Source organism: Bradyrhizobium sp. B025 (assembly GCF_042257955.1).
GTDB lineage: Bacteria > Pseudomonadota > Alphaproteobacteria > Rhizobiales > Xanthobacteraceae > Bradyrhizobium > Bradyrhizobium diazoefficiens.
This window is the reverse complement of record NZ_CP170150.1, coordinates 6,977,887-6,992,898: the sequence shown is the minus strand read 5'-3', so window position 1 is coordinate 6,992,898 and position 15,012 is coordinate 6,977,887. Positions and strand designations below refer to the sequence as shown.

Here is a 15,012-nt window from a genome sequence, read left to right as displayed (position 1 = left end):
CCCAATCGAACCAGTTCCTTCCCTGCCGCGTCTCACCACGATGGCGAGGCATTTGATCGCGCGTCCGGCTGGCGGCGCGGCGATACCGGCAGGAGGGACTTCATGCGCATCACCGCGAAATGTTTGGCGACGACGAGCCTGGTTCTGGTGACCACGGCATTCGCGTTGCCGTCATGGGCTGCCGATGTGGACGCCACATCGGCCATCGATACCGTCACGGTTTACCCGGATGGTGCCACCGTCACTCGCATCATCACGGTCGACCTGCCGTCCGGTGACTCGACGCTCGTTGCCAAGGACTTCCCGCTTGGTCTCGATACCTCCTCCATCCGGGTGGAGGGTGAGGGCGGTGCAAAGCTCACCATCGGCACGATCGATGCGCGAACGCCGCGTGCGGCGCCGGTCAACCTGCCCGAGCTGGACAAGCGCATCGAGGCCCTGAACGACCAGCGCGCCGACCTGCAAGGCGCGATCGACTCAGCCAATGCCCGGCGCAAATTTGCGGAGCACTTTGCGGAAGCGTCCCCCGCGGGCATCGGCGACAAGGGCGAGGCGCGGCCGATCGCCGAATGGCGCACGGCCTTCGCCGCGGTCGGCGAGGAAATTGCGAGCGCCGATACCGCTGTTCGCGACGCCACGCGCAAGATGCGCGAGATCGATCGGCAGATCGCCCAGCTCGAAGTCGAGCGCAAGGCCAAACCGCCGAGCAAGCTCGAAGTCCGTATGGACATCGCCGCGCCGGCCGCGGCCAAGGCGACGTTGCGGGTCACTTACAATGTGCGTAACGCGCGCTGGCTGCCGCTTTACGACGCCCGGCTCGACACCGGCGCCAAGGACCGCAAGCCGCAGCTGGAGCTGGTCCGCCGTGCCGAAATCACGCAGTCGACCGGCGAGGACTGGTCGAACGTCACGCTTGGCGTCTCCACGGTCCGCGTCAGCCGCGGCGGCAGTGCGCCGGAGCTGGGCTCGCTGGTCGCGCAATATCCGCAACCGCCGAAACCAATGGCGCTCGGTGCGGCCTCCGATCTGGCGCGGCCCGCGCCAACTGTCCGCCAGCGCTCGGCGCAGTTCGAGCCCATGTCCAAGCTCGCCGAAGCGCCTGAACCGCGTGAGCGTGCCGACGAGCAGCAGGCGGTCGCCGAGATCGGCGACTTCCAGGCCACGTTCAGGATTCCCGGCCGCGTCAGCCTCGGCGCTGCCGAGGGCGCGAAGAGCCTGCGTATCGCGTCCATGAGTGTGCCGGCCGACCTCGCCGTGCGCGCGGCACCTGTGATGGACCCGACCGCGTTCCTCGAAGCCAGCTTCAAGCAGACCGATGAGGCGACATTGCTGCCGGGCAAGGTCGCGATCTATCGCGACGGCGTCTTCGTCGGCCGCGGCAAGATCTCGGCCTCGGCCAAGGACGACATCGTGCGGCTGGGCTTCGGCGCCGACGACAAGGTCAAGATCGAGCGCGCTGTGCTGAAGCGCAACGAAGGCTCGGCCGGCTTGCTCGTCACGACGTCGAAGACCGACGAGCGTTCGTTCAAGACCACCGTTCGCAACGGTCACGACTTTCCGATTCGTGTCGCGATCGAGGATCAGCTGCCGGTCAGCGAGAACGAGGACATCGTCGTCGAGATGCTGCCCTCGACCACGCCGCCGACCGCGAGCAACATTCGCGACAAGCGCGGCGTGCTGGAATGGTCGTTCGACGCCAAGCCCGGCGAGGTCAGGGACGTCAACTTCGCCTGGCGCATCCGCTGGCCGAAGGACAAGGGCATGGTGATCGTGCCGGCGGGTTAAATCCTCGCCGCAGACGCAGCCGCCCGCATCGATTGCGGCAGCACGTAAGGAACGCCGTCGGCCTGGTGGACGACGGCGTCGATCTCGAAGATGTCGCGGATGGTCTCGCGCGTGACGACCTCGGTGCGCGGGCCGTCGGCGGCGAGCTTGCCGCCGCTCAGCACGACCAGCCGGTCGGCGAAGCGGATCGCCAGGTTGAGATCGTGCAGGATCGCGATCACGGCGGTGCCGGTGCCAGCGCGGCGGCGCGCGGCCTCGACGAGGTCGATCTGGTGGCGCAGATCAAGGCTCGAGGTTGGCTCGTCCAGCAGCAGAAGCCCCGGTCCATGCTCGGCCTCGCCGCAGGCGAGCTGCACCAGCACGCGGGCGAAATGGGCGCGCTGCTGCTCGCCGCCCGACAGCGTCGGCAATTGCCGTTCGCGGAAATGCGCCAGCCCCACCTCGTCCAGCGCGGCATCGACGAGCCGGCCTGCCTCGCGCGCGCTGCGGTCGCCTGCGCCCATCAGCACGATCTCCTCGACGGTGAAGGGGAAGGTGACGTTGATGTGCTGGGACAGCATCGCGCGTCGCGCGGCAAGCTCGCGCGGCGTGTAGCTGCCGATGTCGCGCTGCTTCAGCCATACCTCGCCCTGGCTCGGACGGAGGTCGCCGGAGAGCAGCCGCAGCAGGGTCGACTTGCCGGCGCCGTTCGGGCCGATGATGGCGACCATCTCGCCGGCCGCAACCGTGAGGCCGACGCCATCCAGCAGCTTCGCGCGGCCGGCGCGCTTGCTTAAGTGTCGCGCCTCGATCACCGCGCTCATAGCGAGGCGAGCCCGCGTTGCCGCAGCAGGATCCCCAAGAAGACCGGGGCGCCGACCGCCGCGGTCAGAATGCCGATCGGCATCTCCGCCGGCGCCACGATGGTGCGCGCCAGCGTGTCGGCGCCGACCATCAGGATGGCGCCGAGCAGCACCGAAGCCGGCAGCAGCAGGCGATGCGCCGGTCCAATGACGAGGCGAAGGAGATGCGGCACGACGATGCCGACGAAGCCGATGACGCCGCTGACCGACACCGCAACCCCGGTCATGGCGGAAACCATGACGATCGAGATCCGCTTGAGGCGCTCGACGTCGACGCCGCCGTGAAAGGCGTCAGCCTCGCCAAGCACCAGCAGATCGAGGCCGCGTCCGATGAAGGCGCAGGCGGCAAGCCCGATGACGAGGATAGGCGCCAGCACGGCGGCCTTGGTCCAGGTCGCGCCGCTCATCGAGCCCAGCAGCCAGAACGTGATGTCGCGAAGCTGGCGGTCGTCGGCGATGAACACCAGCAAGCCAATGCCGGCATTGGTGATGGCGGTGATGGCGACGCCGGCGAGCAGGAAGATCGCAATCGAGGTCCGCCCCGCGCGGCTGCTGATCCCGTAGAGGATCGCGGTGGTCGCCAGCGAGCCCGCGAAGGCGGCGAGCGGCAGCAGCTCGGTCTGGAGCAAGCGCAGCGTCTCGCCGAAGCGCGAGTCGGTGAAGACGATCGCGCTCGCGGCCGCAAGCGCCCCGCCGCTGGAGACGCCGACCAGCGCGGGATCGGCGAGCGGATTGCGGAACAGGCCCTGCATGATCGCACCGGCCGCGGCGAGAAGTCCGCCGACCATCGCGGTTGCCGCGATCCGGGGAATGCGGATCGACCACAGCACGAGCTGGTCGCGCGCCGTCATCGCATCGGCGGTCGTGCTGCTCATGACGCCGAGCGCAGCAGGTAGACCGGAAAGGGGAATGCCGGCCGCGCCCACGGTCAGTGCGACGACCGCGGTGGCCGCGAGCACCGCGAGCAGAAGCGGAATCGCGAACGATGCTGACCGCCGTCCCGCGCTTCGTCGCAGGCTCCGTGCCTCGGTCCCGACCGCCACGCTCATTGCCGGCAGTTCGCCGCCGACAGAGCCGACGTGAACGCGCCGCCCTGGTCGGCCAATGCCGGATAGAGCTTGACGGAGAGATCGCGCGCCGCCGCCGCCGTGCGCGGCCCGAAGCCGAGCAGATAAAGCCCGTCCATGGTGATGAAGCTCCTGTTGGCCGCGACCGGCGTCAGCGCGAAGCCGGGATGGGCATAGACCGCGTCGGCCTGGAGCGACTCCTTGCCGCGCTCGATCGACAGCACGAATTCGGGCCTGGCCGCCACGATCGCCTCGTCGCCGATGATCTTGTAGCCGTCGTAATCGTCGACGGCGTTCGCCGCGCCGGCGAGCTGGATGATCTCGTCGGCTGCGGTCTTGTGGCCGGCGACCATGGCACGCCCGTTCTGCAGCGACATCACGAACATCACGCGCACCGGCTTTTTCACCTTGGCGCGCAGCGCGCGGAGCTGGGCGAGATCGTCGCCGACTGCGGCGCTGAGGCATTCGGCGCGTGCATCCACGCCCATGGCGTGACCGACCAGCCTGATCTTCTCGATCAGGCCGTCCTCGGAGAAGGTTTCGGGCACCAGCACCAGCGGCACCTTCGCCGTCTCCAGGATGTCCATGGTCTCGCGCGGGCCCGATCCCTGGATCGCCAGGATCACCGTGGGATTGAGGCCGAGCACGCCCTCGGCCGAGATCTGGCGCATGTAGCCGACATTGGGTTTGTCGTGCAGCGCCGCCGCCGGATAAAGGCTTGTGGTGTCCACACCGACCAGCCGGCTCTCGAGCCCGAGCGCATAGAGGATCTCGGTGATGGCGCCGCCGATCGAGACCGTGCGTGCGACGTCGGCAACAGTGACGTCGCGATTGCGCGCGTCATGCACCGTGATGCCAGTGGCGTGCGCGGCGGAAGCGAATGCGATCGTACCGGTCAGGAGGATCTGTGTGAGGGTGCGGCAAAATGTCATTGCAGGTTACTTCGTCAGGATCAGCTTGTTCTGCGAGGTCAAACGCAGGCGATAGGCGTCCTCGCCATGCGCGATGATGATCTCGCGCTCGTGCGCAAAGAGCTCGCGGCTGTCGATCCGGCTCCCGCGCATGGTGAGGGTTCTCGTTGTCGCGGAAGGACTTTCCGCCGGCCCGCTGCCGCTGTCTCCGGATGTTGCTGACATTGCCCGTGTGATGCGCCTTCGAAATTTCAGATGCTGCCTGTTTGTATAGGCGGCATCTGGCGCATTCCAACGGTGGAAATTTACAATCGATATAAACTGCAACCAGACGTCATTGACCGTCAGAGTGTTGCCACGTTACCAATCATGACAGCGGGCAACATGCCCGCGTCTTAAGAAGATCAGCCAGCCAGTCGTTCGCCTTGCGAACGCACGCCAGCCAAACGACTCCAAAAACTAAAGTGAAGTGCAGGCTGGGGCTGATATGGCTGACGGGGCTAAGTATTCGCGCGCCTTGATTTTGGGTGCGTCGGTGGTTTCAATCGCGGCATTGGCGACGGAGAGCGGTCTCGCGCAGACCGCATCGCCGCAGGCCGAACATGGGTCGCTGGAACGGCCGAAGCAGGCCAAGCGCAAGCCGGCCAAGCCGCTGGCTGCACAGCAGGCAACGCCCGACGCCTTGAACGCCCGAGCGCAGGCGGGCAGCGCCGCGCCGGTGCAGACGCTCGACACCATCACGGTCGCCGCAACCAAGACCAGGGAGCGAGCGATCGACGCGCTCGCGCCCGTCAGCTCGATTTCGCTCGACCAGATCCAGGGTCTTCAGCCGAACCGGCTGTCGGACATCTTCTATGCGGTTCCCGGTGTTTCGTTCCAGGAGCGCGGCGACGATCCCGCGACCGTCATCAACATTCGCGGCTTGCAGGATTTCGGCCGCGTCGCGGTCGTGGTCGACGGCGCGCGGCAGAACTATCAACGCACCGGCCACAATGCCAACGGCTCCTTCTTTCTCGATCCTGAATTGATCGGCGGCGTCGACGTCGTGCGGGGACCGACCGCCAACATCTACGGCTCCGGCGCGATCGGCGGCCTGGTCTCGTTCCGCACCAAGGACATCAACGACGTGCTGCGTCCCGGCGAGCGTTGGGGTGTCGATCTCTCGGGATCCTACGGCTCCAACAACAATCGCGGCCTCGGCTCGGTGTTCGGCGGCGTGCGCGCCACGCCCGACGTCGATATCTTCGGCGGCGCGGTCTACCGCACCCAGGGCAACTACAAGGATGGTAACGGCACCGAGATCGGCAACACCGGCAACCAGGTCGAGAGCGGACTGATGAAGCTCACGGTGCGGCCGGCCCTCGGTCACGAGGTCAAGTTCGGCGCCGTGTTCCAGGATTATCAATACGACATTGGCCAGTTCAATCGCGGTCCGACGACTACCCAGGCATTGATTGCATTGAATCGCGGGTCGTCGGTCTACGCGTCCGATGCCAAGAATTACACCGGGACCATCACCTGGAACTACTCGCTTCCGAGCGACAATCTGTTCGATTGGCATATGTCGGTCTACGGCAATCGCACCGACAACGACCAGACCAAGACTTATCACTACGGCACGACCACCTCGACCTATTGCAACGGCGGCTTCGGCAACAACGTCTCGGGCTGCGTCGGCGACAAGCGCGGCTACGTCCTCAATACGTATGGCGTCGACGCCAACAACACCACGCGCTTCAACGTCGGCGACTGGCGCAATGCGCTCACCTGGGGCGTCGACGCGTTCCAGGACGACGTGATCACGACCGACAGCCGCGGCAATTCCAACATCACCACGCCAAGCGGTATCCGCACAGTGTCGGGTGGCTTCCTCCAGCTGAAGCAGAATTACAGCACCTGGTTCGAGGCGGTGAGCGCGATCCGCTACGACCGCTATGACCTGGATTCCGGCAAGACCAGCACCGGTGGCGACCGCTTCTCGCCGAAGATCACCCTGGGTGTGACGCCGGTTCCGGGCTTCCAGCCTTATGTCAGCTATGCCGAGGGCTATCGCGCCCCATCGATCACCGAGACCGTGATCTCGGGCGCACATGCGACCGGTGGCGGACCGGCCTTCTTCGTCTGTCCGGACGGCACGGCCGGCCTGTTCTGCTTCCTGCCCAACCCGAACCTTCGCCCCGAGGTCGGCAAGAACAAGGAAGTCGGCATCAACCTGAAATACGACAACATCTTCAGTGCCAACGATTCGTTCCGCGGCAAGATCAATTTGTTCCGCAACGATGTCGGCGATTACATCGACCTCGTTGCTTCGGCGCCGGTCGCGGTGCCGCCATTCGGCTCGTTCAGCCAGTTCTATCAGTACCAGAACATCGCCAATGCTCGCATCCAGGGCTTCGAGGCGGAGACGATGTACGATGCCGGCGACTGGTTCATCGGTGTTGCCGGTCACTACATCCAGGGCAAGAACGTCGCGACCAATATCGGGCTTGCGACCATCACCCCGCGCAAGGTCGTCACGACCGGCGGCGTCCGCCTGCTCGATCGTACGCTGATCCTGACGGCGCAGTGGGCCTCGTACGGTCCCAACAACGACGTGCCCGCCGGCTATCTGCCCGCGACCGGCTACGAGCTGGTCAACCTGTACCTGACCTACAACGCGACCAGGGACATCGTGTTGTCGGCCTCGATCGACAACCTCTTGAACCAGTACTACCGGCCTTACGCCATTCCCGGCAGCTCGACCGACGGCACCACGCAGAACGACGTGCTGTGGTCGAGCCCGGGACCGGGCAGGGTCTACAAGGCCGGCATGAAGATCCACTTTGGAGGTGCGTGAGCCGACAGGCGTTGCAACGCCAGCAATCTCCGCCGGGCCGCGCTGATGCTCCAGCGCGGTTTCGGCGCGTTTTCATCTTGATCAGAAGGAGAGACTTTTATGTTCATCGCCATGAATCGTTTCCAGGTGAAGAAGGGCGCGGAGACCGCGTTCGAAACGGTCTGGGCCACGCGCGAATCCTATCTCGGCAGCATGTCGGGCTTCGTCGAGTTTCATCTCCTGAGGGGCCCCGAGGCCGAGGACCACACGCTCTACTCGTCGCACACCACCTGGGTCGACAAGGCGGCGTTCGAGGCCTGGACGCGCTCCGAGGAATTCCGCCGCGCCCATGCCCGCGCCGACAATCGGACCGGCGAGAGCCTCTATCTGGGCCATCCCAAGTTCGAGGGCTTCGAGGTGATCCAGAGTGAACGCAAGGCCGCGGCCGCCTGAGGCCGCGACGCAGGAGAGGAGCTGGACATGTTGAGCACCGATCTCGCCGATCTCAAGGCGTACATGGCCGACAATCCCGGCGCGGTGATCGAGGACGTCGCGCGGGGGCGCAATGTCACGCCACGTGCCGTGATCGAGGCACTGCCCTCGTCGATGGTGCGCATGGGAGGCGGCGAGCATTTTGCCGCCGCGATGCAGGACGTCGCACAATGGGGCGAGGTCACGCTGATCGTGCACACGGATGACGCGATCTTCGAATTCACCGGATCAATTCCCGCGGGCGAGATCGGCCGCGGCTATTTCAACCTGATGCAGCCGAAGGGCCTGCATGGCCATCTGCGCCATGAGCGTTGCGCAGGCATCGCCTTCGTCGAGCGTCCCTTCATGGGCAAGAATTCGGCCTTCATCGCCTTCGTCAATGCCGACGGCGGCATCATGTTCAAGGTCTTCGTCGGCCGCGACGAGACCCGGGCGCTGCGTGCGGATCAGCTCGTGCGGTTTCGCCAGCTTTCGGGCCGGATCGCGGCATAGCTTCCTTCTGTCTGTCGGGTGATCAGGATGCAAGGCAATTCCAGGCTTCGGCACGTGATCCTAACCATCGCGCTGGCGCTCGCGCCGGCTCCGGCCTTCGCGATCGACGAAGCGCTGTTGCCGCGTAATCTGTCGCCCTGGGGCATGTTCCTCGGTGCCGACATCATCGTGAAGGCGGTGATGATCGGGCTGGCCGTCGCCTCGGTGGTGACGTGGACGGTGTGGCTCGCCAAGACCGTCGAGCTGCGCCGCAAGAGTGCGCTCGCCGTGCAGCGGACGCGCGCGCTCGAGGGCCGGATGAAGCTGGCGGAGGCGGCGGCGCGGACCGGGGACGCGCATGACGCGGTTGCCCAGCTCATCCAGTCCTGCGCGAAGGAGGCCGAGCTCTCCGGCGGCATTGTCGACGACGGTCTTCAGGAGCGCGTGGCGCTGCGGCTGGAGCGGGTCGAGGCGGCGATGTCGCGGCAGATCGCGCGCGGCACCGGGGTGCTCGCGACCATCGGCGCCACCGCGCCGTTTGTCGGCCTGTTCGGCACGGTGTGGGGCATCATGAACGCCTTCATCGGCATCTCCGAGAGCCACACCACCAGCCTTGCGGTGGTTGCGCCCGGCATTGCGGAGGCGCTGCTCGCCACCGCGCTCGGCCTCGTCGCCGCGATCCCGGCGGTCGTGATCTACAATCATCTCGTCCGCGGCATCGCCAATTACCGCGCGCTGCTTGGCGATGCCTCGGCACAATTGATGCTGCTGGTGAGCCGCCAGCGCGACCACCGCGATTTTCGCCTGTCGCGGGCGGCGGAGTAGGCCATGGCCGCGAAGCTCGGCGCAGGGGCAGGATCGCCGCTTAGGCGCGGCGACCCCGATGATCTCGACGTCACCCATGAGATCAACGTCACGCCGTTCATCGACGTGATGCTGGTGCTGCTGATCATCTTCATGGTGGCCGCACCGCTCGCCACCGTGGACATCGGCGTCGAGCTGCCGGCAACCGCCGCCGAGCCGGCGCCGCGGCCGGACAAGCCGGTGTTCGTCACCGTGAAGCCGGACCTCTCGATTGCCGTCGGCGAAGACGTCGTGGCTCGCGAGGCGCTCAGTTCCTCGCTCGACGTCGCCACCAGGGGCCGCAAGGACGAGCGCATCTATCTCCGCGCCGACAAGGCCGTCTCCTATGGCGATCTGATGGAGGTGATGAACAGCTTGCGCAATGCCGGCTACTTGAAGGTCGCCCTGGTCGGCCTCGACGGACGCAGCTGATGGCCGCCCACGCCTTTGTCCTGCACGAGCCGCTCGGCGAGCGCGAGGGCGCACGCTGGGGCGTCTCGGGAGCAGTGATCGTGGCGTTGCATGTTGCCGTCGCGCTGCTTGCGATGAGCTGGCTGAAATCGCAGCCGGAACAGGGCGTCAGCCTTCCCGCGATCATGGTCGACATGGCGCCGGTGACATCGGCACCGCAGTCAATGCCGGACGACGTCGCGCCCGGGCCCGTGATGCAGGAGGCCGACGCTTCGCCGCCGGAGCCCGCGCAGCGGCAAGCCGTCGAAGAGACCATCGCGCCGACACCGCCGCAGGACAAGCCTGACGTGGTGGCGCCGCCTGAGCAGAAGCTGGAGCCGACACCAGCCAGGCCCGAGCCCGCGAAGATCGTGCCGGTTGAAAAGCCTGTGCCGGAGAAGCCGAAGATCGTTCGCCGCGAGTCAAAAAAGCCCTCGGAGGCGATGCCCGCGCCGCGCACCAGCGCGCCGCCGCGCGCCGAGCGCGAGGCGCCCATGGCGTCCGCGATGAGCGCGGGCGCGGTGGCCTCGGCGATCGCGTCCTACAATCAACGCGTCCGCGCGCATCTGATGCGTTTCCACCAATATCCGTCCGGTGGCGGCGGTCAGCGCGGCGTGGCCAGGCTGAGCTTCACCCTAGGCCGCAGCGGGCAGGTCACGTCGAGCCGTCTCGGCGGCTCCTCCGGCGTTGCCGCCTTCGACGCCCAGGCCATGTCGATGATCCGCCAGGCCTCACCGTTCCCTCCGTTTCCCGACGAGATCAAGAACGGCGCGATGAGCTTTTCGATCCCGGTGGAGTTTACGGTGAGGTAGGTCGCGGTCTCCACAAACTCCGCCGTCGTCCCGGACAAGCGCGCCCTAAGCGCGCGCAAATCCGGGACCCATAACCACAGGGTCGCGTTTGGCGAAGATTCGTCACCACCATCTCGTGCCACAACTCCGGCCTGGGGTTATGGGTCCCGGATCTGCGCTTGCGCTTGTCCGGGACGACGGCGGAGTTTGTGGCGGCTGAAGAGAGACCGTTGCCTTACTTCGCCTTCAGAAAATCCGCGACCTCGAGCAACATGAACTCGTCGTCGTCGGCCTTGTTGGGATCGCGGCTGGACGAGAACGGCAGGTTGTTGTCGTTGCCGACGATGATGTGGGAGTCGTCGACGCGATCGACGTTCTCGATGGTGAAGAACGGGAAAGTGTAGACGCCGTCGTTGAGCGGCTTGCGCGCCTTCTTGTCGGGATCCTTGATCTTCATGAGGTCGACATAGCCGATCTTGCGCACGGGCTTGCCGACATTGGCCTCGGTGAGCTCGATCTTGTAGACGCGCTTGAATTTGGCGAGATCAGGAAAGCAGTTGTCGCCGCGAGTGCCCTGCGGGCAGGCCTTGTCGGGCGTGCCTTCACCATTGTCGCGCTCGATGATGAGGCCGGAGGCCTGATCGATCATGTTGAAGTCGCCGATGGCGTTGCCGTTCTGCTCGAACACGTATTGCCAGTAGCGGCCGGTGAACTTTTCCGCGGCGACGTCGAATTCGAGGATGCGGGAAGCTTCCTTGCCGTCGACCTTCTCCCAGTCCTTCTTGTCGGCATCCCACAGCGGCCCCTCGAGCAGGCCGTAGAGGAACTTGCCGTCCTTGGACGAGGCAAAGCCCTCAAACCCCTTGGAGCGGCGCAGGTTGACGTTGGTGTAGGTCGCGCCCGGTGCGCCCGGCGTCGCCACCGCCCAGTGATCGGGCGAGCGCACCGGCTTGCCGTCGGCAACCGTCTCGAACACACCGAGGATCTTGCCGGTCTTGTCGGCCTTGAGGATGTAGGGGCCGAACTCGTCGCCGATCCAGAAAGTATCGCCGATGATCTGGAAACCTTCGGTGTCGAAGTCGGAGCCGGTGAGGTAGCGCTTCTGCGTGTCCTCATGGACGATGCGGAACGGCACGCGTCTGTCGGGATCGTGCAGGAAGATCGTCTCCTGCCGCTCGATCTTGCCGCTCGCCCAATCCATCTTGTAGCGGTTGAGATACAGCATCGAATCCGGCGAGTTGGCGCGGGCGCCCATGCCGTTGTCGGTGATGACCCAGAAGCTGCCGTCGGGCATGGTCTTGATGCCGGAATGGCCCTGGAGCGGCTGGCCCTTGAACGGCAGCGATACGCCGGTCGCCCGCTCATAGGATTTGCCCATCACGGTGCCGAGCGCGTCGACGCGCTTGCCGGTGGTGTACTTTCCGGAGGTCTTGAGATCGGCGGGCGCATCCGCCGGCGCGTCGATGAACGATTCGGCCGGCATCACCACGTGGCCGGCGAGCTTCGCCGGGAATTCACCTTCGCTCTGGGCGAGCGCCGTGCTCGCGGTGAGAATGATCGTTGCGACGGTGGCAAGAAAACTCGCGCGCATGTGCGTCTCCTGTTGGCGGACGCATGCCTTATGCGGATCCCTTGTTTCAGTTTTGTGAAAGCGGGCCAAAGGCCGCAGCCAAAGCCCCGGCGCGTTGCCGGGGTTTTGTCACTCCTTGCTCGGCGCTACCCGCCGTAACACGGTTTGCCGGCCATCTGATTTGCGCGGCTGCACCGCGGCAGATTTTTGGTCTGTGGTTGCTTGCTGCTCTTCTTGGTTGCAGTCGACGTTCCGGTTTGGGCCTGCGCGCTCGACGCAACGGGGACGAGAAACAGAACAGCGATGACGGTCAACACCAATGTCTTCATGTCAAATGCTCCAAAAAATCAAAAAAATAATGTTCTGGAGCCTATGCAGCAGATCGTCGTCTGTAAAGCGCCCGAGAGCGCGATCCGGGCGCGTTTCGTGCGCCTCACAGGCTTGAGTTCGTCCTACTCCTTTACCGCGCCGGCGAGGGCACTGGCTTTGGCTGTGGCGGAATCTCGAAGCTGACCGTCTTGCTGTCGATCACGCGGTGTGTGGGATCGGCCAGCTCGAACAGCACCTTGTGCGGGCCCGGCTTCAGTCCGACCACGATCACGGTCTCGCCACTGGCATCGACAAAATGCCACGGCGCGTCGTCGACCGTAACGTGGACGTGGCCGATGCGTGGCGATACGTCGAGCGCGCCCTTACCGAACACCGGCACCACGCGCAGGTTTTCCGTCGCATACTGGATGAAGACGAGGCCTCGCGCCAACTGCTCGGCGAGCGGCGGATCGACGATCAGCCGGGCGGGCGCCTCGTTTTCGATCGCAACCAGCGGGGAGGGGCCACGCACGTCTCTGGCGGTCTGGGCGACGGCGGTCGCTGCAAACAATGTGGAGGCCGCCAGAACGGCCATGCAGTCGAGGGGGGCGTACATGGCCGTTCCTTCCGAAGGGATCAGGCGATCTTGCGGGCGAGGAAGTCGCGGATCAGCGGGACCATTTCGTCGAACTTGTCCTCGAGCGCGAAATGGCCGGTGTTGATGAGGTGAAATTCCACCTGGGGCAGGTCGCGTTTGTAGGGATGGGCGCCGTCGGCGGGAAAGATGAAATCGTTCTTGCCCCAGACGATCAGTGTCGGCGGCTTGTGCTTGCGGAAGTAGGCCTGCACCGCGGGATACAGCGGCAGGTTGGTCCGGTAGTCGTAGAACAGGTCCATCTGGATTTCGCTGTTGCCGGGACGGTCGAGCAGCGCCTGATCGTGCACCCAGTTGTCCGGTGAAATCCGGCTGACGTCGGACATGCCGTCGGTGTACTGGAATTTCGTGGTCTCCAGCGTGACGAGCTTCATCAACGCCTGCCGGCTCGCATCGGATCCGTCGGCCCAGTATTGCTTGATCGGATCCCAGAACTTCTTCAGCCCTTCGTCATAGGCGTTGCCGTTCTGCACGATCAGGCCGCTGACGCGCTCGGGATGCTTGAGCGCCAGCCGCCAGCCCACGGGAGCGCCGTAATCCATGACATACATCGCATAGCGGGTGACACCGAGCTGATCGAGCAGGCCGTCGACGAGCTCACCGAAACGGTCGAACGTGTACTTGAACGACGCGCGCGGCGGCATGTCGCTCTGGCCGTAGCCGGGGTAGTCGGGAGCGATCACGTGGTAGCGGTCGGCCAGAGCCGGGATCAGGTTGCGGAACATGTGCGAGGAGGTCGGGAAGCCGTGCAGCAGCAGTACCGCAGGTGCGTCCTTCGGACCCGCCTCGCGATAGAAGATCCTGATGCCGTCGACGGTCGTGGTTCGATGATGGACGACCGGATAGCCGCCGCCTTGCGCGCCGGCTTGCGACTTGGCCGATGCAGCCTGCGGAGCCGCGGCAACAGCCATCCCGGACAATCCGAGAATCAGGCGGCGCCGATCGAGCCGGGCTGGCGCCGGTGTGAATTCTGCGATGCTCATGTCGGTCTCCCCGTTAAACTCGGTGGTCGGACGTCAGTCGTCCGCTCCTCAAACGCCTTGGTAGACCAGCCTGGTGAAGAAGCCGGGGTCGATCACGAACTGCCCCCATTGCGCGTCGAAGGCCGCGGTTGGCTTCGCCGCGACGGTTTCGTCCCGGGTGCGTCCCTGCGCCTTCAGCCGGGCGACGTTGTCGCGGATCGCGACCAGCATGTCGCGGAACGCCTGAAGCTCGGCCTTGTTGCTGACCGGCTTGCCATGACCGGGAATGATGATCGTATCCTTGTCGGTCGCCGCGAGATTGGCGTCGCATGCCGCGATCATCCCGTCGATGCTGCCGCCGGTCGAATAGTCGATGAACGGATAGATGCCGTTCCAGAATGTGTCGCCGACGTGGACGATGTTGGCTTCCACGAAGGTGACGGAGACGTCGCTGTCGGTGTGTGCGGGCCCGAAATATTTCAGGCTGATCGAGGCGCCGTTGAGACCGAGCTTGTGGCTGCCGGCAAACACTTCGCTGGGAATCCCGCCGGGTCCGAGCGGAAGGAAATTGTAGTCCCAGTCTTCGACGCGCTGAACGCCGAGGAGGTGCTTCCGGGTGTTCTCGTGTGCGATGATCTTCGCGCCGGCCGAATGCAGCCACTCATTGCCGTCGGCATGGTCGAAATGCCAGTGGGTGTTGACGAGATGGGTGACGGGATCGGTGCCGAGACCGGCCAGCGCATTGGTGAGCTGGGCGCGCGACACGCGGATGCCGGCATCGACCAGGAGCTTGCCGTCGGACCCGGTCAGGACGGCGATGTTGCCGCCGGAGCCTTCGAGCACGCTGATATTGTTGCGCAGCCTGGAGGCCGTGATCGGAGAAATTGCCGCACTGTCCTTGATCAGGCTGACGAGGCCGCGCGCCTCGGCGTAGGCCTCGCGCGGTGTGAGCCATCCGGCGGAGGCGGCGAACGTGGCGCCGCCGACGCAACACAGGCAAAAGCCGCGCCGCGATAACGAATTTGGCGATCCCATGCAATTCTCGCTTT

At 65.3% G+C, this 15,012-nt stretch carries 16 protein-coding genes; 7 read left to right on the top strand and 9 right to left on the bottom strand.

What is annotated here, in order from left to right:
* Positions 1-102 precede the first annotated feature (102 nt).
* Complete coding sequence (locus tag ACE10W_RS32940; RefSeq protein WP_028173047.1) at positions 103-1,785, top strand: mucoidy inhibitor MuiA family protein; 1,683 nt, start codon at positions 103-105, stop codon at positions 1,783-1,785.
* Here ACE10W_RS32940 and ACE10W_RS32935 read toward each other — a convergent pair.
* The 4 genes from ACE10W_RS32935 to ACE10W_RS32920 are packed head-to-tail and all read right to left on the bottom strand — an operon-like array spanning position 1,782 to position 4,830.
* Positions 1,782-2,588, bottom strand: coding sequence for a heme ABC transporter ATP-binding protein (locus ACE10W_RS32935; protein WP_011089816.1), 807 nt, complete (start codon positions 2,586-2,588; stop codon positions 1,782-1,784). The genes ACE10W_RS32940 and ACE10W_RS32935 overlap by 4 nt on opposite strands.
* On the bottom strand, positions 2,585-3,676 hold the full coding sequence (locus tag ACE10W_RS32930; RefSeq protein ID WP_028173048.1) for an iron ABC transporter permease: 1,092 nt from the start codon (positions 3,674-3,676) through the stop codon (positions 2,585-2,587). The genes ACE10W_RS32935 and ACE10W_RS32930 overlap by 4 nt, the downstream gene beginning before the upstream one ends.
* Complete coding sequence (locus ACE10W_RS32925) at positions 3,673-4,626, bottom strand: hemin ABC transporter substrate-binding protein (RefSeq protein ID WP_028173049.1); 954 nt, start codon at positions 4,624-4,626, stop codon at positions 3,673-3,675. Before ACE10W_RS32925 ends, ACE10W_RS32930 begins: the two co-directional genes overlap by 4 nt.
* 6 nt (positions 4,627-4,632) lie before the next feature.
* Positions 4,633-4,830: a hemin uptake protein HemP gene (locus ACE10W_RS32920; protein WP_028173050.1), complete on the bottom strand. Its 198-nt coding sequence runs from the start codon at positions 4,828-4,830 to the stop codon at positions 4,633-4,635.
* Between the two features lie 262 nt (positions 4,831-5,092).
* Between ACE10W_RS32920 and ACE10W_RS32915 the strand changes: the two genes are divergently transcribed.
* The 6 genes from ACE10W_RS32915 to ACE10W_RS32890 all read left to right on the top strand — a co-directional run bounded on the left by ACE10W_RS32915 (position 5,093) and on the right by ACE10W_RS32890 (position 10,488).
* Positions 5,093-7,441, top strand: coding sequence for a TonB-dependent hemoglobin/transferrin/lactoferrin family receptor (locus ACE10W_RS32915; RefSeq protein WP_028173051.1), 2,349 nt, complete (start codon positions 5,093-5,095; stop codon positions 7,439-7,441).
* 99 nt (positions 7,442-7,540) lie between these two features.
* A complete protein-coding gene (locus ACE10W_RS32910; protein ID WP_028173052.1) occupies positions 7,541-7,873 on the top strand; it encodes an antibiotic biosynthesis monooxygenase in 333 nt (110 codons plus the stop codon).
* 27 nt (positions 7,874-7,900) lie between these two features.
* A complete protein-coding gene (hutX, locus tag ACE10W_RS32905; RefSeq protein WP_028173053.1) occupies positions 7,901-8,404 on the top strand; it encodes a heme utilization cystosolic carrier protein HutX in 504 nt (167 codons plus the stop codon).
* Between the two features lie 27 nt (positions 8,405-8,431).
* A complete protein-coding gene (gene exbB / locus ACE10W_RS32900; protein WP_028173054.1) occupies positions 8,432-9,208 on the top strand; it encodes a tonB-system energizer ExbB in 777 nt (258 codons plus the stop codon).
* Positions 9,209-9,211: 3 nt separating this feature from the next.
* Positions 9,212-9,658 carry a TonB system transport protein ExbD gene (gene exbD / locus ACE10W_RS32895; protein WP_028173055.1) on the top strand — a complete coding sequence of 149 codons (447 nt, stop codon included), beginning with the start codon at positions 9,212-9,214 and terminating at the stop codon, positions 9,656-9,658.
* Positions 9,658-10,488 (top strand): TonB family protein, encoded by an 831-nt coding sequence (locus ACE10W_RS32890; protein ID WP_028173056.1) that lies wholly within the window; start codon positions 9,658-9,660, stop codon positions 10,486-10,488. The genes exbD and ACE10W_RS32890 overlap by 1 nt, the downstream gene beginning before the upstream one ends.
* A gap of 214 nt (positions 10,489-10,702) precedes the next feature.
* On the opposite strand, the gene ACE10W_RS32885 is transcribed toward ACE10W_RS32890, so the two are convergent.
* From ACE10W_RS32885 to ACE10W_RS32865, 5 genes are all read right to left on the bottom strand, one after another.
* On the bottom strand, positions 10,703-12,058 hold the full coding sequence (locus tag ACE10W_RS32885) for an esterase-like activity of phytase family protein (RefSeq protein WP_028173057.1): 1,356 nt from the start codon (positions 12,056-12,058) through the stop codon (positions 10,703-10,705).
* 125 nt (positions 12,059-12,183) lie between these two features.
* On the bottom strand, positions 12,184-12,366 hold the full coding sequence (locus ACE10W_RS32880; protein WP_028173058.1) for a hypothetical protein: 183 nt from the start codon (positions 12,364-12,366) through the stop codon (positions 12,184-12,186).
* A gap of 131 nt (positions 12,367-12,497) precedes the next feature.
* Positions 12,498-12,962, bottom strand: a complete 465-nt coding sequence (locus ACE10W_RS32875; protein ID WP_028173059.1) for a DUF6130 family protein — start codon at positions 12,960-12,962, stop codon at positions 12,498-12,500.
* A 20-nt stretch (positions 12,963-12,982) separates the two neighbouring features.
* A complete protein-coding gene (locus ACE10W_RS32870) occupies positions 12,983-13,984 on the bottom strand; it encodes an alpha/beta fold hydrolase (RefSeq protein WP_011089805.1) in 1,002 nt (333 codons plus the stop codon).
* 48 nt (positions 13,985-14,032) lie between these two features.
* Positions 14,033-14,998 (bottom strand): MBL fold metallo-hydrolase, encoded by a 966-nt coding sequence (locus ACE10W_RS32865; protein ID WP_161536514.1) that lies wholly within the window; start codon positions 14,996-14,998, stop codon positions 14,033-14,035.
* Between the last annotated feature and the right edge of the window lie 14 nt (positions 14,999-15,012).

Coding starts and splice junctions, on each gene's coding strand:
- hutX (WP_028173053.1), top strand. CDS start 7,901: ATGTTGAGCACCGATCTCGCCGATCTCAAGGCGTACATGGCCGACAAT.
- ACE10W_RS32925 (WP_028173049.1), bottom strand. CDS start 4,626: ATGACATTTTGCCGCACCCTCACACAGATCCTCCTGACCGGTACGATC.
- ACE10W_RS32885 (WP_028173057.1), bottom strand. CDS start 12,058: ATGCGCGCGAGTTTTCTTGCCACCGTCGCAACGATCATTCTCACCGCG.
- ACE10W_RS32910 (WP_028173052.1), top strand. CDS start 7,541: ATGTTCATCGCCATGAATCGTTTCCAGGTGAAGAAGGGCGCGGAGACC.
- ACE10W_RS32880 (WP_028173058.1), bottom strand. CDS start 12,366: ATGAAGACATTGGTGTTGACCGTCATCGCTGTTCTGTTTCTCGTCCCC.
- ACE10W_RS32940 (WP_028173047.1), top strand. CDS start 103: ATGCGCATCACCGCGAAATGTTTGGCGACGACGAGCCTGGTTCTGGTG.
- ACE10W_RS32870 (WP_011089805.1), bottom strand. CDS start 13,984: ATGAGCATCGCAGAATTCACACCGGCGCCAGCCCGGCTCGATCGGCGC.
- ACE10W_RS32875 (WP_028173059.1), bottom strand. CDS start 12,962: ATGTACGCCCCCCTCGACTGCATGGCCGTTCTGGCGGCCTCCACATTG.
- ACE10W_RS32865 (WP_161536514.1), bottom strand. CDS start 14,998: ATGGGATCGCCAAATTCGTTATCGCGGCGCGGCTTTTGCCTGTGTTGC.
- ACE10W_RS32890 (WP_028173056.1), top strand. CDS start 9,658: ATGGCCGCCCACGCCTTTGTCCTGCACGAGCCGCTCGGCGAGCGCGAG.
- exbB (WP_028173054.1), top strand. CDS start 8,432: ATGCAAGGCAATTCCAGGCTTCGGCACGTGATCCTAACCATCGCGCTG.
- ACE10W_RS32920 (WP_028173050.1), bottom strand. CDS start 4,830: ATGTCAGCAACATCCGGAGACAGCGGCAGCGGGCCGGCGGAAAGTCCT.
- ACE10W_RS32935 (WP_011089816.1), bottom strand. CDS start 2,588: ATGAGCGCGGTGATCGAGGCGCGACACTTAAGCAAGCGCGCCGGCCGC.
- ACE10W_RS32930 (WP_028173048.1), bottom strand. CDS start 3,676: ATGAGCGTGGCGGTCGGGACCGAGGCACGGAGCCTGCGACGAAGCGCG.
- ACE10W_RS32915 (WP_028173051.1), top strand. CDS start 5,093: ATGGCTGACGGGGCTAAGTATTCGCGCGCCTTGATTTTGGGTGCGTCG.
- exbD (WP_028173055.1), top strand. CDS start 9,212: ATGGCCGCGAAGCTCGGCGCAGGGGCAGGATCGCCGCTTAGGCGCGGC.